Annotated in this window: 20 protein-coding genes; 7 read left to right on the top strand and 13 right to left on the bottom strand. The window is 62.2% G+C overall.

Features of this window, described 5'->3' with window-relative positions:
• Positions 1-15 precede the first annotated feature (15 nt).
• The 7 genes from alr to rpsF all read right to left on the bottom strand — a co-directional run bounded on the left by alr (position 16) and on the right by rpsF (position 6608).
• Positions 16-1140, bottom strand: coding sequence for an alanine racemase (alr, locus tag IEV58_RS12610; protein ID WP_229729403.1), 1125 nt, complete (start codon positions 1138-1140; stop codon positions 16-18).
• Positions 1141-1199: 59 nt separating this feature from the next.
• Positions 1200-2690 carry a replicative DNA helicase gene (locus tag IEV58_RS12605; protein WP_188410059.1) on the bottom strand — a complete coding sequence of 497 codons (1491 nt, stop codon included), beginning with the start codon at positions 2688-2690 and terminating at the stop codon, positions 1200-1202.
• A gap of 186 nt (positions 2691-2876) precedes the next feature.
• The gene (locus tag IEV58_RS12600) at positions 2877-4130 is read right to left on the bottom strand and encodes a cyclopropane fatty acid synthase (RefSeq protein ID WP_188410058.1); all 1254 of its coding nucleotides are present in this window, start codon (positions 4128-4130) and stop codon (positions 2877-2879) included.
• 123 nt (positions 4131-4253) lie between these two features.
• Positions 4254-4814, bottom strand: coding sequence for a 50S ribosomal protein L9 (gene rplI, locus IEV58_RS12595; protein WP_188410057.1), 561 nt, complete (start codon positions 4812-4814; stop codon positions 4254-4256).
• An 18-nt stretch (positions 4815-4832) separates the two neighbouring features.
• Complete coding sequence (locus IEV58_RS12590) at positions 4833-5786, bottom strand: DUF2232 domain-containing protein (RefSeq protein ID WP_188410056.1); 954 nt, start codon at positions 5784-5786, stop codon at positions 4833-4835.
• A 133-nt stretch (positions 5787-5919) separates the two neighbouring features.
• Positions 5920-6159, bottom strand: a complete 240-nt coding sequence (gene rpsR, locus IEV58_RS12585; RefSeq protein ID WP_188410055.1) for a 30S ribosomal protein S18 — start codon at positions 6157-6159, stop codon at positions 5920-5922.
• Positions 6160-6161: 2 nt separating this feature from the next.
• Positions 6162-6608, bottom strand: coding sequence for a 30S ribosomal protein S6 (rpsF, locus tag IEV58_RS12580; protein WP_188410054.1), 447 nt, complete (start codon positions 6606-6608; stop codon positions 6162-6164).
• A gap of 375 nt (positions 6609-6983) precedes the next feature.
• On the opposite strand from rpsF, the gene fabD reads away from it, so the two are divergent.
• From fabD to gmk, 7 genes are all read left to right on the top strand, one after another.
• A complete protein-coding gene (gene fabD, locus IEV58_RS12575; protein WP_188410053.1) occupies positions 6984-7919 on the top strand; it encodes an ACP S-malonyltransferase in 936 nt (311 codons plus the stop codon).
• A gap of 15 nt (positions 7920-7934) precedes the next feature.
• Positions 7935-8675 (top strand): 3-oxoacyl-[acyl-carrier-protein] reductase, encoded by a 741-nt coding sequence (fabG, locus tag IEV58_RS12570; RefSeq protein WP_188410052.1) that lies wholly within the window; start codon positions 7935-7937, stop codon positions 8673-8675.
• Positions 8676-8899: 224 nt separating this feature from the next.
• Positions 8900-9136, top strand: coding sequence for an acyl carrier protein (locus IEV58_RS12565; protein ID WP_188410051.1), 237 nt, complete (start codon positions 8900-8902; stop codon positions 9134-9136).
• A 150-nt stretch (positions 9137-9286) separates the two neighbouring features.
• The gene (gene fabF, locus IEV58_RS12560; RefSeq protein WP_188410050.1) at positions 9287-10546 is read left to right on the top strand and encodes a beta-ketoacyl-ACP synthase II; all 1260 of its coding nucleotides are present in this window, start codon (positions 9287-9289) and stop codon (positions 10544-10546) included.
• Between the two features lie 260 nt (positions 10547-10806).
• Positions 10807-11910, top strand: a complete 1104-nt coding sequence (mltG, locus tag IEV58_RS12555) for an endolytic transglycosylase MltG (protein WP_188410049.1) — start codon at positions 10807-10809, stop codon at positions 11908-11910.
• A gap of 90 nt (positions 11911-12000) precedes the next feature.
• Entirely contained in the window at positions 12001-12888 is an 888-nt protein-coding gene (locus IEV58_RS12550; protein WP_188410048.1) for a YicC/YloC family endoribonuclease, read from the top strand.
• 14 nt (positions 12889-12902) lie between these two features.
• Positions 12903-13541 (top strand): guanylate kinase, encoded by a 639-nt coding sequence (gene gmk, locus IEV58_RS12545; RefSeq protein ID WP_229729429.1) that lies wholly within the window; start codon positions 12903-12905, stop codon positions 13539-13541.
• A 177-nt stretch (positions 13542-13718) separates the two neighbouring features.
• Here gmk and rsmA read toward each other — a convergent pair whose 3' ends face one another.
• The 6 genes from rsmA to lptF are packed head-to-tail and all read right to left on the bottom strand — an operon-like array spanning position 13719 to position 21231.
• A complete protein-coding gene (gene rsmA / locus IEV58_RS12540) occupies positions 13719-14564 on the bottom strand; it encodes a 16S rRNA (adenine(1518)-N(6)/adenine(1519)-N(6))-dimethyltransferase RsmA (RefSeq protein ID WP_188410046.1) in 846 nt (281 codons plus the stop codon).
• On the bottom strand, positions 14561-15565 hold the full coding sequence (pdxA, locus tag IEV58_RS12535; protein ID WP_188410045.1) for a 4-hydroxythreonine-4-phosphate dehydrogenase PdxA: 1005 nt from the start codon (positions 15563-15565) through the stop codon (positions 14561-14563). The genes rsmA and pdxA overlap by 4 nt, the downstream gene beginning before the upstream one ends.
• Before the next feature lie 6 nt (positions 15566-15571).
• Positions 15572-16498 carry a peptidylprolyl isomerase gene (locus IEV58_RS12530; RefSeq protein WP_188410044.1) on the bottom strand — a complete coding sequence of 309 codons (927 nt, stop codon included), beginning with the start codon at positions 16496-16498 and terminating at the stop codon, positions 15572-15574.
• A 55-nt stretch (positions 16499-16553) separates the two neighbouring features.
• Entirely contained in the window at positions 16554-19004 is a 2451-nt protein-coding gene (locus tag IEV58_RS12525; protein WP_188410043.1) for an LPS-assembly protein LptD, read from the bottom strand.
• Complete coding sequence (gene lptG, locus IEV58_RS12520; RefSeq protein ID WP_229729402.1) at positions 19001-20095, bottom strand: LPS export ABC transporter permease LptG; 1095 nt, start codon at positions 20093-20095, stop codon at positions 19001-19003. The genes IEV58_RS12525 and lptG overlap by 4 nt, the downstream gene beginning before the upstream one ends.
• Positions 20092-21231, bottom strand: a complete 1140-nt coding sequence (lptF, locus tag IEV58_RS12515; protein WP_229729401.1) for an LPS export ABC transporter permease LptF — start codon at positions 21229-21231, stop codon at positions 20092-20094. Before lptF ends, lptG begins: the two co-directional genes overlap by 4 nt.
• Between the last annotated feature and the right edge of the window lie 71 nt (positions 21232-21302).

Genomic DNA, 21302 nt, shown 5'->3' with positions numbered 1-21302 from the left:
TGAACATCGCAAGCGCTAGGCCGGACGGTAGATCCGGTGATATCGCCGTCCGAGGTCGGTGAGGACCTCATAGCCGATGGTCTGGGCGTGAGCGGCGACCTCATCAACATCAATGCCTTCGCCGAGAAGGACCGCCATGTCGCCGCGCCGCACGGCAGGTGCATCCGTGATGTCCACGGCCATCAGATCCATGGAGATGCGCCCGACGAGGGGACAGCGCTTGCCGGCGATGACCGCCTCGGCGCCGGCTTTGGCGTCGGACGAACCGGCGAGGCGGAAATAGCCATCGGCATAACCGATCGAGAGAATTGCAAGCTGCGATCGACGCGTGAGCCTCTGCGTGGCGCCATATCCCACGGTGTCACCGGCCGCGGCCTCGCGGACCTGGATGACGCGGGCCTCCAGGCGCACGACCGGGCGCATCGGATTGGCCGATCCCACGTAAGGGTTGCCCCCGTAAAGCGCGATGCCGGGGCGGCAGAGATCAAATCGCCAGTCTCCGCCCTGGTGGGTGGCCGCGGAATTGGCGAGGCTTGCTGGCACCTGGGGAAACAGTGCCCGTGCCTGCCGAAACCGGTCGAGTTGAAGAGCATTGAGCGGATGCTCGGGATCATCGGCGCAGGCAAGATGGCTCATGAACAGCGAGGGGGAAAAACCAAGGCGCCCGCTGGCGTGGCGTTCCGCGACCACTTTGGCTTCTTCATGGCTCAGGCCCAGCCGGTTCATGCCCGTGTCGACGTGGATCGCGGCGGGATGGGCGTCCCCGTTGATCGACCAGTCCTCGATTTCGGCCATGCTCCCAAGGACGGGGCGCAGGCGATCGGCCGCCATTTCGGCGGCGCCGCCCGGTGGCAACCCGTTGAGGACGTAGATCGCGGCATCAGGCGCAGCCTGCCGGGCCTCGCGGCCCTCAAAGGCATGGGCAACGAAGAATGTTTTCGCGCCGGCCGCAGAAAGCGCGCCGGCGACGCGGGTGATGCCGCAGCCATAGGCGTTCGCCTTGACCACGGCGGCGCATTCGGCGGGGCTTGCCCGCTCCGCGAGATGACGCCAGTTGGAAACGATCGCGCCGAGATCGATGGTGAGGAGGGCGCCGGTCTCGAGCGCCGGCGGGCTGGTGATCGATGTCGAAAAGGTCACGGCAGGCCAGTGGTTGATTGCGTGACGAGCTTATCCTCGTTCGGCGGCGAAGGCATCGGCTATTCAAACCGCTCCGGCAGATGGTCTGACTGCGCAAGATTGGAGAAGCGCGTGACTTCGGCTTCGAAGGCCACTTCCACCGTTCCGGTGGGACCGTGACGCTGCTTGCCTATGATGACCTCTGCCTTGCCGGCGGCGCGCTCCATTTCAGCCATCCAGGTCAGGAATTCCGGCGTGCCTTCGCGGGGCTTCTTGCCCTTGATATAATACTCCTCGCGAAACACGAAGATGACCACGTCGGCGTCCTGTTCGATGGAACCCGATTCGCGCAGATCCGACAGTTGCGGGCGCTTGTCGTCGCGGTTTTCCACCTGACGGGACAACTGGGACAGGGCGATGATTGGAACATTAAGTTCTTTCGCCAAGGCCTTGAGACCTGTGGTGATTTCGGTGATTTCCTGAACGCGGTTGTCACCCTTCTTGGCGGAGCCGGAGAGGAGCTGGATATAATCCACCACCAGAAGATCCAGACCGCGCTGGCGCTTCAGGCGACGCGCGCGAGCGGTCAGCTGCGAGATCGAGATGCCGCCCGTCTCGTCGATGTAGAAGGGGATGGTCTGCAGCTGACGGGCGACCTCCGCGAGGTGTCCAAACTCCTGCTCGGTGATGTCTCCTCGGCGGATCTTGTAGGAGGGAATGCCGGACTGTTCGGCGAGAATACGCGTGGCGAGCTGCTCGGCCGACATTTCAAGCGAGAAAAAGCCGACCTGACCGCCGTCGACGGTTTTCATCCGGCCGTCGGGCTCCTGCTCGGCTCGATAGGCCTTGGCCACGTTGAAGGCGAGATTGGTCGCCAGCGCGGTCTTGCCCATGCCTGGCCGTCCGGCGAGAACGAGAAGGTCGGACGCTTGCAGGCCGCCCATCATGCGGTCGAGGTCCGACAGGCCGGTGGCGAGACCGGACAGGCTGCCATCCCGCTTGTAGGCGTTGGCGGCCATGTCGACCGCGGTGACGAGCGCGTTGGAAAAACTCTGGAAGCCGCCATCGTAGCGGCCTTGTTCGGCGAGTTCGTAGAGCCGTCGTTCGGCATCCTCGATCTGCGATCGCGGCGCCATGTCGACCGGCGCGTCATAGGCGATGTTCACCATGTCCTCGCCGATCAGGATCAGCGTCCGGCGAATGGCGAGATCATAGATGGTGCGGCCGTAGTCCTCCGCATTGATGACGCTGGTGGCCTCGGCGGCAAGCCGGGCCAGATACTGTGAGACCGTCATCCCGCCGAGGTCGGTGTCAGCCGGAAGAAAAGTCTTCAGCGTCACCGGCGTGGCGATCTTGCCGGACCGAATCAGCGTTGCGGCAATCTCGAAAATTTTCTGGTGGACGTTTTCGAAGAAATGCCCGGCTTCCAGGAAGTCCGAGACCCGATAAAAAGCTTCATTGTTGACCAGAAGCGCACCCAGAAGCGCCTGTTCCGCCTCGATGTTGTGCGGCGCCTGACGATAGGTTTCAACTTCAACGAGCGCGCGGCTCGTACTCTCGGCATAGGCCATGGTGGGTTCGGTTCCGTCTGTTACCGATCCGTTAACACGCCCAGGCTTCGAAGAAGAGTGCCACCATCGCCCCAAAATCCCGCGACGGCACGCCTCACGGCCCTAGGGCCGCGAAATACCCATGATTCACAGCCTTAGGATAATGGGGCAAAAATGTGGCGCGTCGATCCTGTTGGCCCTTGACCGTCACTCTCCGGCAAGACGGACCGGCGTCAGCAGTTCCTCGCGCTTGCGCAGGGCGCTCTCGTTGTCTGTGACATAGTCACGGACAAGGGGCACGATGTTCTGATTCTTGGTCAGCTGAATCTGGAAGACGGCCATGTCTTCATAGCGGAAGGCGGTTTCCGAGCCGGCCAGATAGAACTCCCACATGCGGCAGAACCGTTCGTCGTAAAGCGAAACGGCCTCTGCCCGACGCGCCATAAAGCGCTCGCGCCAGGCCCGCAGGGTTTCAGCATAGTGCAGGCGCAGGATCTCGATATCCGTCACCAGAAGCCCCGACCGTTCCACCGCCGGAAGCACCTCGGACAGGGCAGGGATATAGCCGCCGGGGAAGATATATTTCTGAATCCACGGGTTGGTCCGTCCGGGACCTTCCGGGCGGAATATGGCGTGAACCAACGCCACTCCGTCATCCTTCAGCAGCCAGCGGATCGACTGGAAATAAACATCGAAGAAGTCGACGCCCACATGCTCCAGCATGCCGACCGAGACGATGCGGTCGAACCGCCCCTCTGTGGTGCGATAATCCTCCAGCGCGAAACTCGCCCGCTGCTCCAGACCTTCGTCATGGGCCTTAGCCCGCGCAGCCGCGAGTTGTTCCTCCGACAGGGTGATGCCACGCACCTCGACGTTGGCCATGCTTGCGAGATAGATCGCAAGCCCGCCCCAGCCGCAGCCGATGTCGAGTACGCGGTGGCCCGGCTGCATCAGAAGCTTCGCCGTGATATGCCGCTTTTTGGCTAATTGCGCTTCTTCCAGGTCCTGCCCCGGGTGTTCAAAATAAGCGCAGGAATATTGCTTGTCGGAATCCAGGAAGAGATCGTAGAGCCGCCCGTCGAGATCGTAGTGGCGGGCCACGTTGCGTTTGGCGCGCAAGCCGACGTTGTATTGACGGACGTGCCGCATGGCGAAACGAAACCAGTCGATGATGCGCTCGGGCAAGGGCGGCTTCGTGCCGCGTGCATTCGACAGCATCACCTCCAGAAAATCATAGATCGTTCCCTGCTCGACCCGGAGCCGTTCGTCCATGAAGAGCTTTCCGGTGTAATAGTAGGGATCGATCATAAAAGCCCATTGGGCCTTTCGGTCGGTGAAGCGCACGACGATCGGCGCGCCCTTCCGGTCGCCAAATGTCAGCCTCTGGCCGCTAGCGGTGATGACATCCAGGCTGCCATGTCGGATCACTTTGCCCAGTGCTGAATCCAGGAGCATGTCCATCCGCTTTCCTTCAGCTTACGCTACGATCGGGAAACATACCGCCACCCCGGGCCGATTATAGAGGGGTTGCGCCATAAAAAAACGCCCGGCAAAGCCGGGCGTTGATTTTCGTGGATCCTGGCTTCAGGCTTCTTCGTCGGAGGCTTCCGCGCCATCAGCTTCTGGATCGAAGGTTTCAAAGCGCGCATCCTCACCGCGAAGGGTCAGATCCTCACCGCCGGCCTGCCGGCCCGCCTCGTCAGTGCTGCGAGCGACGTTGACCGTGATGGAAACCTCCACCTCCGGATGCAGCGCAACCGGCACCTCGTGAAGCCCGATGGCCTTTATCGGCGTGTTGAGCACGATCTGGTTGCGGCCGACCTTGAAGCCTTCGGCGCCGAGTGCTTCCGCGATATCGCGGGTGGAGACCGATCCGTAGAGCTGGCCAGTCTCGCCGGCCTGGCGGATGATGATCACGCTCTGGCCGTTCAGCTTCTCGCCGGCGGCCTCGGCGTCTTTCTTGAGCTCCAGATTGCGGGTTTCAAGCTGAGCGCGCTGGCTCTCGAAATGAGCCTTGTTCGCCTCGTTGGCACGCAGTGCCTTGCCCTGCGGCAGGAGGAAATTCCGGGCATAGCCGTCCTTGACACGGACGACGTCGCCCATCTGGCCAAGCTTGGCAATGCGTTCAAGCAGGATGACGTTCATGATAATTCTCCGGTTCTATCAAGATCTGGGGGGTGAGGAGGACCTGCGGGCCGCGATGCGGGCACGCAGGCCGAAGAGTTGTTCGGCAATGCCGAGGACGGCGACGACGAAGAGCGTACCGATCTGCACGAAGAGCAGCAGATAGGTGGCGATCAGCACGAAGGGCTGGCTCGCCGAGCCACGTGTCGCGAAGTGGATGACGGTAAGGCCGATCAGAGCAAGCAGCAGCAGGAGCACCGTCGCGGCGATCCGGCCGAAGAAGGCGAAGGGGTCGGGCAGAAACATGACCAGGACGGCCAGGGTAAAGGTCGGCAGAACCGCCGTGGGGAATCGCGTCATCACAAGATCCGGCCAAGGGCGGATCAGGCGGCCTGACGCCCGCGCCACACGTGCCGCGATCCAGAGATTGATGAGCGTGATGACCAGCGAAAAAGCGGCAAAGGCGGGGGGCATGACGAAGACAATAAGGTCCGCCGTGTTCTCCGGTGTCATGCCTTCCGGCAGCATCGCCGCAGCGCCGCCATTGTTCAAAAGCCCGAGGAGATTTTCGCGCAGAAGGGCCTCATAGCCGGATACGGAGCCGCCTATGACGAGCGCTGACAACCCGGCGATTCCGATGGCGATGGCTGCCGCCCAGAGGACGAGGCGCCCGATAGGATACCAGGCGACATCCCCGTCATCATTGGGCTGCGACAGCAATGCGAGATGGGCCAGCCACCAGGAAGGTACGCCCACGCTGGCAAGATGAAGTGCGCCCATTTCGACGCCGAGCGCGGCGAGAACGGAGAGACCGGCGATTCCGGCCGCGATCAAACCGGCGGCCTGACCCCAGCCGATAGCCGCGAGCAGGATCGGGAGTGGCGCGATCTGGAAAAGAGCCAGTGAGAGGATGGACCCTGAGCCCAGCGATGCAAACAGCAGCGCCGAGGCGATCCCGGCACCGAGGCCGACAGGAAGAAAGCGTTTCATCATCACCAGCTGTCCCGCTTGGAAAAGCGGTTAGAAGCGGATCGAATGTCCGCCCCAACAATCAAGGCTGACCCCGTCTGGGGTCAGCAGCACTCAGGCAAGAACCGGCCCCCCATGAGGCGGGCCGGGATCGTCATCAGCGAATGACGTAGGGCAGCAGGCCAAGGAAACGCGCGCGCTTGATGGCCTTGGCCAGCTCACGCTGCTTCTTGGCCGAAACGGCCGTGATACGTGAGGGAACGATCTTGCCGCGCTCGGAAATGTAGCGCTGCAGGAGCTTCACGTCCTTGTAGTCGATGATCGGCGCATTGGCGCCCGTGAAGGGGCAGCTCTTGCGGCGGCGGAAGAAGGGGCGACGTTGTGCGGGTGCGGCCATAATCAGTTCTCCGAGCTCTCGTCACGACGGGGGCGGCGCTCTTCGCGATCACCACCACGCGGGCGGTCGTCGCGATCACGGCCGCCGAAGCCACCACGGTCGCCGCGATCACCACGGTCATCGCGATCCTTGCGCGACAGCATGGCGGACGGTCCTTCTTCGTGAGCCTCGACGCGGATCGTCAGGAAACGAAGCACGTCTTCGCTGATGCCCTGCTGGCGTTCCATTTCGGCGACGGCTGCTGCCGGAGCGTCGATGTTGAGCAGGGTGTAATGCGCCTTGCGGTTCTTGTTGACGCGGAAGGCGAGGGACTTGAGGCCCCAGTATTCGTTCTTGGCGATGGAACCGCCATGTTCTTCGATCACGCCCTTGAACTGCTCGACGAGAGCTTCAACCTGCTGGGCGCTGACATCCTGGCGAGCCAGGAAGACATGCTCATAAAGCGGCATGGTACAGCCTTTCTGTTGCACAACATCCAACACACCCGGCGCGTAGCCCTTCGAGCCTCGGAAAGGCTCGAACGATACCCTCGAAGGCGGAGACACCGGATCACGGATTATTCGAACGAAAAATCCTGCCGCCGAGGCGACGACCCGTTAAGCCCCCGGCCGGAGCGGTCGGAAGATCGCGCGCTTATACGCATTTCTGCTGAAATGGCAAGTCGCAGCTGTGCCGCGGCGGCCCCTTTGTTCCATCAGACCAGCCTGGGGACTCCTTATCTTATACGGCCGCTCTTTGGCATCGATAGGGGATTGCGATGCACCGCGCCTTGACAACGGACAGCGGGCTCGTGTCTTTCCCTCTCACTTTTCAGGGAGAACGCCATGAGCACGGCATTCATATTTCCGGGGCAGGGCAGTCAGCAGGTTGGCATGGGCAAGGCGCTGGCGGATGCTTTTCCAGCGGCCCGGGCCGTCTTCGACGAGGTGGATGCCGCGCTCGGGGAAAAACTGTCCGACACGATCTGGAACGGACCGGACGATGCGCTGAAACTGACCGCCAACGCCCAGCCGGCCCTGATGGCGGTTTCGCTCGCTGTCGTCCGTGTCCTGGAGGCGGAGAAGGGCCTGGACCTGTCGAAGGCGGCTCGCTTTGTGGCCGGTCACTCCCTTGGTGAGTATTCCGCGCTCGCCGCCGCCGGCAGTCTGTCGATCACCGACGCGGCAAAGCTGCTGCGTATCCGTGGACGCGCGATGCAGGAGGCCGTGCCGGTCGGGCAGGGCGCCATGGCCGCCCTGCTTGGCCTTGATTTCGATGCTGCCGCCGAAGTGGCCCAGGCTGCCGCTGAAGGGGAAGTCTGCGAAGCTGCCAATGACAATGCTTCCGGCCAGGTCGTCGTGTCGGGCCATAAGGGCGCCATCGACCGTGCTCTGGTCATTGCAAAGGAGAAGGGCGCCAAGCGTGCCGTTCTTCTGCCCGTCTCCGCGCCTTTCCACTGCCGCCTGATGGCTCCTGCGGCCGACGCCATGCGTGCCGCTCTGGCGGAGGTGAACGTGCAGGCGCCCGTGGTGCCTGTGGTGGCCAACGTGACGGCAGCCCCTGTGACCGACGCCGATGAGATTCGCCGCCGGTTGGTGGAGCAGGTCACCGGCACCGTGCGCTGGCGCGAGAGCGTCGCCTTCATGGTGTCCGAGGGCGTCACCCGCTTCATCGAGCTTGGCGCGGGCAAGGTCCTTTCGGGGCTGGTGAAGCGTTCCGCCGAGGGCGCCGAAGCACAGTCGATCGGGATGCCCGACGATATCCCCACCTATACCGCATAAAAAAGAGGGACCATCATGTTCGATCTTACAGGCAAGACCGCTTTGGTCACCGGCGCCACCGGCGGTATCGGTGGGCCCATCGCCGCGGCACTTCATGCCCGGGGCGCCACTGTGACGCTTTCCGGCACCCGCATGGAGGCGCTCGAGAAACTGAAGGACGAACTCGGCGGTGATCGGGTCCATCTGGCACCCTGCAATCTGTCCGATGCCGCCGCCGTGGATGCGCTGCCAGGGCAGGCCGAGGGAGCCATGGGCGGTCTCGATATCCTGGTGCACAACGCCGGCATCACCCGCGATAATCTCTTCATGCGCATGAAGGATGAGGAGTGGGATCAAGTGATCGCGGTCAATCTGACGGCGGGCTTCCGCCTCTTCCGCGGCGCGTTGAAGGGCATGATGAAGCGCCGCTACGGCCGCCTCGTCGGCATCACATCCATCGTTGGTGTGACGGGCAATCCGGGGCAGGGCAATTATGCCGCGTCCAAGGCGGGCATGATCGGTATGGCGAAATCGCTTGCCCAGGAGGTCGCCAGCCGCAACATCACCGTCAACTGCATTGCCCCGGGATTCATCGAAAGCCCCATGACGGATGCTCTCAACGAGAAGCAGCGGGAGGGCATTCTTGCAAAGGTGCCGGCCGGGCGGCTCGGAACGGGATCCGACATCTCCTCCGCCGTCGTTTATCTGGCGAGCGCGGAGGCGGGATATGTGACAGGCCAGACCCTTCACGTCAACGGCGGCATGGCCATGATCTGATTGCCTGAAATCTCTGAAATTCGAGGCGTTACAGGCTTCTGGTCAAGCTGGATAAAGTGTGTTATCGACCGCCGCGATCATGGCGGGGGTGCTCCTGATGGGGTGCTCCAACCGTTGACTTTCACGCCTTGCGGACAAGGATCACTTCCCTTAACCCTTCTAACCTCTCTACCTTCGTCCGCAGAACACCTTACGTATAGAACTTCAACTCAAGGACAGCAGCGATGAGCGACATTGCCGAGCGCGTAAAGAAGATCGTGATTGAACATCTGGGCGTTGATGCCGAGAAGGTAACCGACAACGCCAGCTTCATCGACGATCTGGGCGCCGACAGCCTGGACACCGTCGAACTGGTTATGGCCTTTGAGGAAGAGTTCGGCGTGGAAATCCCGGACGATGCCGCCGAGACCATTCTCACGGTCGGCGATGCGGTGAGCTTCCTCTCCAAGAACGCCTCCTGATCGGACGCGGCGGAACGCGGCGGCTCACCATGCCCGCCGCGGCCCCAGCTTTTTCAGGGCCATAGCTGGACGTACAACTGATCGTCAGTTGTGCATTCATGCGATCCTGCCTGTCGGCTCAGCCGGCAGCTCTGCTCCAGGGGAGTTTCCATGAGACGTGTTGTCGTTACGGGTCTCGGAATGGTCACGCCACTCGCATGCGGTGTCGAAGAGACGTGGAAGCGTCTTCTCGACGGCAAGAGCGGGGCGAGGCGGATCGAGAATTTTCAGGTCGACGATCTGCCGGCACAGATCGCCTGCCAGATTCCCCGCGGCGATGGCTCCGATGGAACCTTCAATCCCGAGCAGTGGATGGAGGCCAAGGAGATCCGCAAGGTCGATGATTTCATCGTCTATGCGATGGCAGCGGCTCGCCAGGCGCTTGATGACGCCGACTGGCACCCCACCAGCTATGAGGATCAGACCACGACAGGCGTCCTGGTCGGCTCCGGCATCGGCGGGATTGAAGGTATCGCCGAGGCTGGCGTGACCCTCAAGGAAAAGGGGCCGCGCCGCATCTCGCCCTTCTTCATTCCCGGCCGCCTCATCAATCTGGCCTCCGGATATATTTCCATCGAGCACGGCCTCAAGGGCCCCAACCATGCGGTGGTGACGGCCTGTTCTACGGGTGCCCATGCCATTGGCGACGCCTCCCGCCTCATCGCCCTTGGCGATGCGGATGTCATGGTGGCTGGGGGCACCGAATCTCCGGTGACCCGTCTCTCCATGGCCGGCTTCGCCGCATGTCGCGCCCTATCAACAGGCTTCAATGATCAGCCGGAGAAGGGCTCCCGTCCCTACGACAAGGATCGTGACGGTTTCGTGATGGGTGAGGGAGCCGGCGTTGTCGTGCTGGAGGAGTACGAACATGCCAAGGCACGCGGCGCCAGGATCTATGCCGAGGTGATCGGTTACGGTCTTTCCGGCGATGCCTTCCACATCACCGCGCCGTCCGAGGATGGCGACGGTGCCTACCGCTGCATGGCCGCCGCATTGAAGCGAGCGGGGATCAAGCCTTCCGATCTCGACTACATCAACGCCCATGGCACCTCGACGCCTCTCGGTGATGAGATCGAGCTTGGTGCACTGAGCCGCCTTGTCGGCAACGCTGCTGCCAAGATCTCGATGTCCTCGACCAAGTCCTCCGTTGGCCATCTCCTGGGTGCTGCGGGCGCGGTGGAGGCGATCTTCTCCATCCTCGCCATACGCGACCAGGTTGCACCAGCCACGCTCAATCTGGACAATCCCTCGGTGGATACGCCGATTGATCTCGTCCCGCACAAGCCCCGCCAGCGTGAGATCAACGTCGCTCTGTCCAATTCATTCGGCTTCGGCGGAACGAATGCGTCGCTCGTTCTGCGGCGCGTCTGAGCAAAAACCATCGGGCTTTCGCCGCATTTCGCCCTATGATGTGCGCGCGAATCCCATGCAATTGCGAGTGACCGATGACAGACGAGCGCAAGTCCATGCCCGACGGGGCACAGGCTCATCCTGAGACCCCGCCGACGCACGGAGAATCAGTCAGCCCGTCTTCTCAGTCAGGTCCTCCCCCGGCTGATGCCTCACCTCGCCCGCGCTGGTTGCGTCGCCGGCAGAAGGCCGCTGCCACATCTGCGCCTTCCAGGGAGCTGATGAAGCAGCAGCGATGGTCGGAGCGTGCCAAACATCCGTTTGTCGTTGGGGGCAACGCCGCGCTGAGCATTCTTCTGATCTTCATGGTTGCTGCCGCTGTCATGGTCGAATACGGCCGCCAGCAGTTCTATGGCAGCGGCCCACTGACGAGCGAGGAGGTGGTCGTCGTTCCTCGCGGTCTCGGTGTTCGCCAGATTGCCGATCTGCTTGAGGAAAAGGGCATCATCGAAAATAAATGGACCTTTGTGACGGGGCTTCAATTCACAGGCTCGCGGGGGTCCCTGCAGGCCGGTGAATATGCATTTCCCTCCGGGGCAAGCATGAATGACGTGATGAAGATCATCGCCTCGGGCAAAGTGATCGAGCATCCCGTCACCATTGCCGAGGGGCTGACAAGCGAACAGATCGTCAAGCGACTCGCCGAAATCGATGTGCTATCCGGCGAGTTTCGTCAGATTCCCCCGGAAGGTTCGCTTCTCCCGGAAACCTACCGCGTCACGCGCGGAACCTCGCGGGAGCAAATGATCAAGCGCATGACGGCCGCACGCGATAAGGCGCTGGAAGAGGCCTGGGCTAATCGTGACCCGTCCATCCCCGTCAAGAGCCCCTTTGAACTTCTAGTGCTGGCCTCCATCATCGAAAAAGAAACGGCAATCGCCAGCGAGCGTGCGAGGGTTGCCGCGGTTTTTGTCAACCGCCTCAAAAAGAACATGCGGCTGCAATCGGATCCCACGATCATCTATGGCCTCGTGGGAGGGAAGGGATCGCTGGGACGACCGATCCTGAGAAGCGAGATCACGCGCCGCTCGCCTTACAACACCTATGTCATCAACGGCCTTCCGCCCGGTCCCATCGCCAATGTCGGCCGCGAGGCCTTGGAAGCGGCGGCGCGACCGGCCAAGACCGATGATCTCTACTTTGTCGCCGACGGCTCGGGTGGACATGCCTTTGCCTCCAGCTATCAGGAACACCGCCAGAACGTTGCGAAATGGCGCGCCATCGAGCGCGAACGTGGGGCAGCCGAAGCCGACCGTGTGGATCCGGAGGATGCCGAGGAGGTGGCACCTGCAGCCGCCGGGGAAGCCAGCGGTCGTCGGGGCTGAGCGCCAGGCGGCCTTGATCTTGTCGGCTTGAAACCTGGCGGCTATCGTCCGCCGCCAACCCTCGTCGTCCGTACGGAAAGCAACCATTCGATGTCCCTGACCAGCATGACCGGTTTCGCGCGTTCCGCAGGCATGGCCGGACGCTTGCGCTGGGCATGGGAATTGAAGACCGTGAACGGTCGCACGCTCGACGTCCGCATACGTGTGCCGCAAGGTTTCGATGCGATCGATGCTGCGGCAAGACCCCTGATCTCGGCAAGGCTGGGCAGAGGCACCTGTTACGCCGGTCTAACAGCCAGCCGGGAGGGCGGAACGCCCGCGGTCCGGGTCAACCGACCGGCCCTGGATGCCGTCGTGGCCGCGCTCGACGTGCTCAAGGGACAGATCGAGGCGACGCCACCTTCACTTGACGGGCTCCTTGCCGTCCGTGGCGTCGTGGAGGTGGTCGAGCCGGAGGAGGACGATGCCGCGCGTGAGGCAGAGACCACCGCTCTGATCGACGGCCTCGGGGTCGCCCTCGATGATCTTGTTGCCATGCGAAGAGGTGAGGGCCAGGCGCTGGCACGTATCCTGGGCGACCGGCTGGATGCCATCGCGGACATGTCCGCACGAGCTGACGAGCTGCCCGCCCGAACTCCCGAAGCGGTCAAGGCAAAGCTGACGGAGCAGGTCCGCGCGCTACTTGAGACCGGCGCGGCGCTTGATCCCGATCGGCTTCACCAGGAAGCGGTCCTTCTCGCCGGAAAAGCCGACGTTCGCGAAGAGCTGGACCGCCTCGACGCGCATGTCGCAACCGCGCGCGAGCTTATTTCGGCGGGGGGCGCCGTCGGCCGCAAGCTGGACTTTCTGTCTCAGGAACTCGGGCGCGAGGCCAATACGCTCTGTTCCAAATCCAATGATATCGCGCTGACGCGCATTGGCCTTGATCTGAAGGCCGCGATCGAACAATTTCGCGAACAGGTTCAGAACGTCGAATGACTGCTTCTTCTTCCATTGGCCGCCGCGGCCTCATGCTCGTCGTCTCCTCACCATCCGGCGCCGGCAAGACGACGCTGACCCGCTCGCTGCTCGATGATCCGGAGGTGGAGGTCGATCTTTCCGTCTCCGTCACGACACGGACCCGTCGTCCCAGTGAAGTCGACGGTGTCCACTATCATTTCATCCCGACCCGCCAGTTTGAAGCCATGCGCGAGAGCGGACAGCTGCTGGAGTCTGCCGAGGTTCACGGGAATTTCTACGGCACGCCGAGAGAGCCGGTGGAAAGGGCATTGGCGGAAGGACGGGACGTCCTGTTCGATATTGATTGGCAAGGAACGATGCAGCTGTACGAATCCGCTCGCGCGGACGTCGTCAGCGTCTTCGTTCTGCCCCCTGCCATCGCCGAGCTGAAGAGCCGGCTGGAACGACGCGCGCAGGACAGCAGCGAGGTGATTTCACGCCGTCTGGAAAACGCGCGCGTCGAAATTCCACAGTGGTCAAAGTACGACTATATATTGGTGAATGAGGATTTGGACCGCAGCTATACGACGCTCAAGGCCATCCTTTTTGCCGAACGTGCCCGCCGGGACCGAATGGCCGGACTTGCGGTCTTCGTGGACGGCCTCATGTCGGATCTTGAAGCGCTTAAATGACCCGGCGGGTCATTTGGATCAGCGCAATCCAAAAAAGCTCAGAATAGCGATAACGACGACAACCAGGCCAACCAGATAGATGATGTTGTTCATGGCACTTTCTCCCGTTGCTTGACATGACGGGTAACGGACGGCTGCGAACAATGGTTCCCTTCAAGGTGCAGCCGGGATGTGGCTTCATGCGCGCTCGGTGGCGCGGGCCCGGGCGAGAGCGGCGAAGCCCTCGATCGAGACAGTCTCGGCTCGCGCGGTCGGATCAATGTCGGCGGCGGCAAGGGCCCCGGCAAGATCCAGGAAGATACCTTTGAGGCTCTGCCGCAGCATCTTTCGGCGCTGACCGAAAGCGGCCTGTGTTACTACCTCCAGATCGCGCGGCGAGCAGTCCGCTGGTAACGCTCGCGGTGTGAGCCGGACGACAGAGGACGTCACCTTCGGCGGCGGCACGAAAGCCGAAGGAGGAACATCGAACATGATCTTCGCCTCCGTGCGCCATCCACACAGCACACCAAGGCGGCCATAGGCCTCAGAGCCAGGCGCGGCGACAATGCGCTCGGCGACCTCCCGCTGGAACATCAGGGTCAGGCTATCCCACCAGGGTGGCCAACGATCTGTGGTCAGCCAACCGACCAGGAGCTGAGTGCCGATGTTATAGGGAAGGTTGGCGACGATGCGGCCTTTCCCCTGGATGCGAGAACCAAGATCGATGGCAAGGGCGTCACCTTCGATGATATCCAGCTGGCCCGGATAACGTTCCGCAACATCGCCGAGCGCGGCGACCGCGCGATTATCCTTCTCGATGGCGATGACTTTCTCCGCACCCAGAGCCAGAAGTGCGCGCGTCAGACCGCCGGGACCCGGCCCCACCTCCACCACGGTCACCCCTTCGAGAGGGCCCGAGGCCCGTGCGATGCGGGCGGTGAGGTTGAGATCGAGCAGAAAATTCTGGCCGAGACTTTTGCGCGCCGACAGCTCATGGCGCCGGATCACTTCTCGCAGCGGCGGAAGATCGTCTATCGCACTCATGGCGCTGCCGCCGCGATACGGTCCGCAAGCTTCAGGGCCTCGATCAGGCTGTCGGCTTTTGCCTGGCCCGTGCCGGCGATCTTGAAGGCCGTGCCATGGTCTGGCGATGTGCGGACAAAGGGCAGGCCGAGTGTCACGTTGACGCCACTGTCGAAGGCAAGAGTTTTCAGGGGGATGAGAGCCTGATCATGGTACATGGCGATGACGGCGTCGTATCCCGTCCTGGCATCGGCGTGGAACATGGTATCGGCCGGATAGGGCCCCGAGGCGTTTATCCCCTCGATTCTCAGCCGCGCGATCGCTGGTATGATGATGTCCTGCTCTTCCGACCCCAGCGTGCCTCCTTCTCCGGCGTGGGGGTTCAGGCCGCAAAAGGCGAGACGCGGCGAGGGGATGCCGAAGCGGGTGCTGAGATCATGGCTGGTAATGCGTGCGGTTTCCACGATCAGATCGGCCGTCAGAACCGCCGGCACCTTTGCCAGCGGGATATGAACGGTAACCGGCACGACCGCGAGTTCTTTGGACCACAACATCATAACGGCGGTTGATGCCGTGCCCGTGTGGGCCGCGGCCAGGACGCCGAGATAGTCGGTGTGCCCGGGGTGAGGGAAACCTGCCTTCAGCAGTGGTTCCTTGGCGATGGGATTGGTCACGACGGCCGCGACAGCGCCGCTGATGGTTAGATCGACACCACGATCGATCGCTTCGATCACCGCAGCGGCAGACTCGACCGAAGCGGTACCGCAGGCGAGTGGCACTGGCGATTTTAGTGGAAGGACAGGCAGGGCACGGGAAAAGATCTCAACCGCTTCTGCCGGTGTGGAGGTGACCAGAGAAAGCTCCACGCCGAGGCGCTCCGCCCGATCGCGGATCAACTCGGGTGAGGCCAACAGCAGGAAGGGCGGTACCCCGCGCCGTGTCCGCTCGAGCCACGCCTTGATGGCAATATCCGGACCGATACCGCCCGGATCGCCCATGGTGAGCGCCAGCGGCTTTGTCATTGAGGATCAGCGATAATCAATGACAGCGCGCTTGCGCAGTTCGGCCATGATATTGTCGCGTTCAGCTTTGAACTTCTCATCCGCCAGTTCGTACTGGATCTTCTGACGCTGATAGCTATCGTCACTGATCGCTTCCCGTTCGCAGAGCGCAATCATCTCAACGCCATTGTCACCACGTTCCGGCGCCGTCAAACCTCCAATTTTGAGGCTCGCGAGCTGCTTGTCCAGCGTCTCGCCGATCTGAGAGGTGGCGCGTGTGGTCGGCTCCTTCACCGCGACGTTACGAAGCCCCCGGGCGAAAGTTGCGGCTTCCTCGCAGGAGGATACGCGGCTTCTCATCGCCATGGCTTCCTGGCGACGGCGCTGCACTTCGCCGGAGCCGGCGTTCTTGGGCAATACGAAGATGATCTGGCGCACGGTATAGCGATGAGCACTACTGCCGCCGCCTTCCTTCTGCTGCTGGGCGAGCTGGGCCGTGATGTCACTTGGCGCCACAGCGCGCGAGACATCAAACCGGGAGGCGAGCACCTTGCGGGTCAGAAGCTGCCCCCGGATGTAGTTCTTGAAGGCACGCTCGCTTGTGCCGCCTTGGGCGAGAGCCTGTGCCAGCTGGCTGAGCGAGAGCTTCGTCGATTGGGCCACACTGGCATAGCGGCTGTTCACTTCCTCGTCGGCCACAGTCACCCGGCGGCGGGCGCCTTCCTGCTGCACCAGAAGCTCGTCGATCAGCTGTTCTGTGGCTTCCTTGTCGGAGATGCTCTTGCGTTCCACCAGGCGCAGCAACGCCTTTCGCTGCTGAATTTCCAGCGAAGTGATGGGCGCCGCGTTGACGACCACCTTGATGGATTGAGCCCGCGCGGGCGTAGCCGCAAAAAACGCGGCCAGGGCGAGAGCGGCAAATGCCGGAGCAAGAAAACGGTTCAGGATCTGCATGTCGCTACGAGCATCATGTGAATATGGCTGGGGCAGGGCATAAGGCCCCGGAACCTCAGAACGTGGAATCCGAATCGGTATCGATACTGGTCGAAATATTCGCATCGCCCAAGGTCCTCAGGCTCAATTTCACGAACATCTGATGAACCCGCTCCTTATTGCCGTCGCGACTGTAGTCGGTTGCATAGGTCACTTCTAAATCGAAACACTCGTCGAGATAGCCGAGGCCGAAGGAGGTATTGCTGAATTCGTCGCGTTCGATGTCGTAGAGAGCGCCGGCGCGGAGATAGACGTTTTCCGTGAGATTCAGGCGGTTGCTGGTCAGGATGCCTTCGCGCACATCGGTGAAGCCGAGGCGTGGCCGCTCGTCATAGCGCGCGTACATGAGAGAACTGGTCAGGCGGCCGCGGCTGAACCGCCCCTCGATCTCGGTCGCTTCGGCGTTGAAATCGTCTTCCGACAGGCGGAACCGCGACGCCAGCGCGAAGTTCGGGCTCGCCTGGACGAAGAAGCGGGCGACATAATCGGAGGTATCGCCTTCAAGACCGCTGTCGAGCCCGGTTCCTGCCGCATCGCTCCGCGCGAAGGAGTTCAGCCCGAACAGGTGGTAGGACTGGCCGAACAGCACGTTGATCATGGTGCCGGCGGGCATCTGCCAGGTGTATTGCAGGCCGATGTTGGCCCGTCCGCCGCCTTCGACACGATCCCAGCCTGAGAATTTGTCCCAGGCGAACAGGGTGGTGTCATCGAAGAACAGGCTTTGCGCGTCCTCGTTCGGCGCTTCGCCGATGTGCTGTTCGTTCGGGCGGGCGATGAACTGCGCGATCGGCTCAACGGTGTGAGTTCCCAGCGCATTGGCAGCCACGAGAGGAAATCGGTACTCAAGACCCGCGCCGGCCATGCCGCGCGTATAGAATTCCTGGTCCGTTGACATGAAGCTGGCGTTGCCGACCGTGTCCGACGGGTCGCGCCAGATCATGTCGCCACGGACAAAGGCGAATGGTGTCCACACCTGGCCGATACGGTCGATGATCTGCTTGCGCCATTGCAGATCTGCCGAGGCACGGGTGTAGTTGCCGGCAATTCCCGGCGCCAGGCAGTCCACCGTGAAGCTGTTGCAGGTGTAATTGGTGGTCGAGTTGAGCGCGAGCGTGTTACCCGGCGAGGTCGGCTCAAAATCCCCTTCCAGCCGGCGCAAGCTGGTGAAATTGGCACTGAACGTCATCTCGCCGCCAAGGACCGGCTGGTCGAACACACGGTTGTAGTCGACCAGCGGGAAGACGACCGGAAGTTCTTTCTGGCGATCATCGCTCGACAGGCCGAGGAAGTAATAACCGCGCAGATCAAAATAGCTGCGGTCCTCTAGACCGGTCAGGTAGATGGTCGAGATCGCCTCGTTCCAGCCCGATCCCCAGAGATTATAGTCGTCCAGCACCCATTTGTCGGACAGGAGATTGATGTTCCAGCCCCATTCCCAGTGCTGGTTGATCGCGAATTCACCGCGCGTCTGGAACGCGCCGCGCGCATCTTCGTCGGCGGCTCCGAAAGGTGAAGCCGGAAAGGCATCGCTGTCCGCCTGGAAAACGCCGGCGGCGCGAATGGTGTAGGCTCCATTCAACAGCCGGTGCCGCCATTCGCCTTCCAGCATGAGGCCCTGACGGCTCATGACTGTCGGCGTGATGGTCAGGTCCTTGTTCGGCGCGATGTTCCAGAAATAGGGGACGCGGACCCCGAAACCGAGTTCGCTCGATGCAATGTAGGTCGGAACAAGCAGGCCGCTTTTCCGCTTCACCGTTGGATCAGGGTGCTGGAAGAACGGCAGGTAAGCTATTGGAACGCCAAAGAATTCGAGGCGGGCGTCCTCGTAATAGACCATCTTCTCCTGCTGATCGCTGATGATGCGGGCAGCCCGCACCCGCCAGAGTGGCGGCCGATCGGGATTGTCCTTGCAAGTGGCGCAGGCACTGTAAACGCCATTTTCGAACACCGTGATCCGGCCATCTTTGCGCTGTGCGCTGGTGGCGGCGAAATTGGTGCGCGCGGCGGTCTCGACCTGCAGCGACTGCACAAAGCCTTGCGCGAAGTCGTCCGACATATCGAGCGACTCGGAATGGATGACATTCCCGTCGCGCTCGAGAAGCCGCACATTACCGGTGGCTCGCAAGCGACCGTTCTTCTGGTCGTAGATCACGCGGTCAGCCTGCAGCACGCTGCCATCATAATAGATGACGGCATCGCCGATGGCTGAAACCGTTTCCTTATCGTAGTCGTAGAGGACCTCGGCGGCCTCGACCAGCATGCGCGCGTTCGGGTCGTCGTTGCGGCCGGCGGTGAGACTCGACGCAAGATCATTGGCCGGAGGCTGTTGGGCCTGTGCAGCCGCATCAACTGCGAAAACCGAACAACCAAGCATCAAGGCGGCAAGAAGCGGCGCTCCGCGACGGGCCTGCAGCATGTTCCACGATGTGATGGGGGAAGGCCGGCGCAACCGGCCACGCAGGCTCATCCATCCTCCTGGTGCAGCAAAACGGTTACGCTCATCAACAGACCAACTACGGCCGGGGTCCATGCTGCGACCACGGGAGACACAAAACCAGCGCTGCCGAGATCCTCGGCCAGCTTGGTGACCACATAAAGCACGAAGCCTGCCGCGATGCCACCCGGAATCGCGCGAGCGAGACCCCCCATTCGCGCCAATCTCAGCGACACTGTCGCCGCGATCAGCACCATCACCGCGAGAAGCAGAGGGCGCGCGAGCAAGGTCTGAAACTGCAGCACATACTTCACTGGGGAAAACCCGGCGCGCTCTGCGCCGTCGATTAGTTCCGGAAGTTCCCAGAAGGACAAGGCCTGGGTCTGGGTAAAGCTGTCGGAGAGCTGCTCATGGGTCAGATTCGTCGCAAACACATATGTGCCGAACGGTTCCGATTCGCGGCTGGGCCGGTAGACCCTTCCATTCTCGAGGCGCCAGTAACCGATTTCCAACTCGGCGCGCGCGGCCTCGATCCGCTCCTGGAACCGCCCCTCGCGATCGAACGCATAGATGGTTACGCCCGTGAGTGTCTGGCCGCGGTCCGCCGCGCTGGCGGCATTGAGGATCGATTGGCCGTCGACGCTGGATTGCCTCAGCCACAGGGCGCCGCTTGGCAAAAGACCGCCGCTCTCCTCGCCCAGCACCTGGATGGCGCGGTTGGCGGCACGTTCGTTCAGCCAGGCGGCGAAGGGGTTGTAGGCAAGGCTTGCCGACACACCAACAAGCGCCGCCACAATGACCGCGGGGGCAAGGAACTGCCAGGCGGAGATGCCGCTGGCCCGCGCCACCACGAGCTCCAGTTTGCGGCTCAGTTGAAGAAAGGCGGCCATGGCGCCGAACAGCACGGCGAAGGGCATGGCCCGCTCGGCAATGGAGGGGGTCCGCTCCAGGGAAAGCACCATGAGCGGCAAGACCGATACGTCCTCGACGTCGCGAGCCTGGCGCAGCATCTCCACAAAATCGATCACGAAAATCAGGACAAGCATGCCGGCGAAGAAGGCGACAAGCGCCATCAAGGTCACACGCGCGACATAGAACCCGAAGGTGAGGCCGAGCCGGTTCACGCGTAACCTTCCTGCGCGCGGCGGCTCCGCCAGCTGAGGCGGAGACGGCGGGGTCCGCCCAGGATCACGAAGATGCTTCCGACCACGGCTGCAATGGGAACGAGGTAAACCAGTGGCACGGCAGCGGCGCTGGAGCCGGCAAGGCTCGTTGCGCCATAGCCGATCAGGCGGACGACAAAGGCGATGGTGATGGCAGCCAGCACCGAGGTCGCGCGGCTCTGGCGCGTGGTCCGGGCTCGCCCCAGTATGGCAAACGCAATGAACATGAACGCCACTGGATAAAGCGGAGATGCCAGTCGCTCATGCAGTTCCGACCGAAAACGACCCGGCACCGCTTTGTATAGTTCATCACTAGGGTCGGGCATGAGCAGCTCAGCTGTATAACGCTCACGTGGTTTATAGGTGATGACCGAATCGCCGTCGTCGGCCAGCGGAGACAGATCGAACGCGTAACGCTCGAAGACGACCATCGGTATATCGAGCGACTGGGCCTCCTTGCGCTGAAGCGAACCTTGCTCAAGGACCAGGAAGGTGCCGGCATCATTCTCGAGAACACGGCCCCGCTCGGCCACATAGGTGATGATCTGATTGGGATCGCGTTTGTCCTCGACGAAAATCCCTAGCAGTGTGTTGTTCTGCGTGCGCTGCCGGATATGCACGGTCAGCCCGTCGCCCATGGAGGTGAAGGAGCCCTCCCGCAGGATATTGACGACCACATCGGCGCGTATCTGGGTGATGATGTCGCGAAGTTGACGAAGGCTCGCCGGAATAGCGCTCGTGCTCAAGGTGCCGACCAGAACAGCGACCATGACTGCGAGCACGAGCAACGGGCGCATGAGGCGCCAGGGCGTCACCCCGGCGCTGGACATGATCGGAAGTTCGGAATCGGCGTTGAGCCGGTTGAGAACGAAGATGATCGCACCAAAAAGAGCGACGGGCGCGACCACGAGCGCCAGGGAGGGGAGGGCGAGGCCGGTGACGAGGAAGAAAGTCCAGAGCGTCTGGCCCTGCGCCGTCACGACATCGAACTCGCGCAGTGCCTGGGTGATCCAGACGACGCCGGTCAGCACCAGCAGGCTCCCGAGAAAGGCGAGGGTGGCCTGGCGGAAAAGATAGCGGTCGAGAACAGGGATCATGGGCGGGCGGACATCCATCAGGCACGGTGACTTGGGCTTTCGCCGCGTTCGCCATCGTGCTCTAAAGCGAA

This window comes from Agaricicola taiwanensis (genome assembly GCF_014635245.1).
GTDB lineage: Bacteria > Pseudomonadota > Alphaproteobacteria > Rhizobiales > Methylopilaceae > Agaricicola > Agaricicola taiwanensis.
This window is presented reverse-complemented; position numbering and strand designations above follow the sequence as displayed.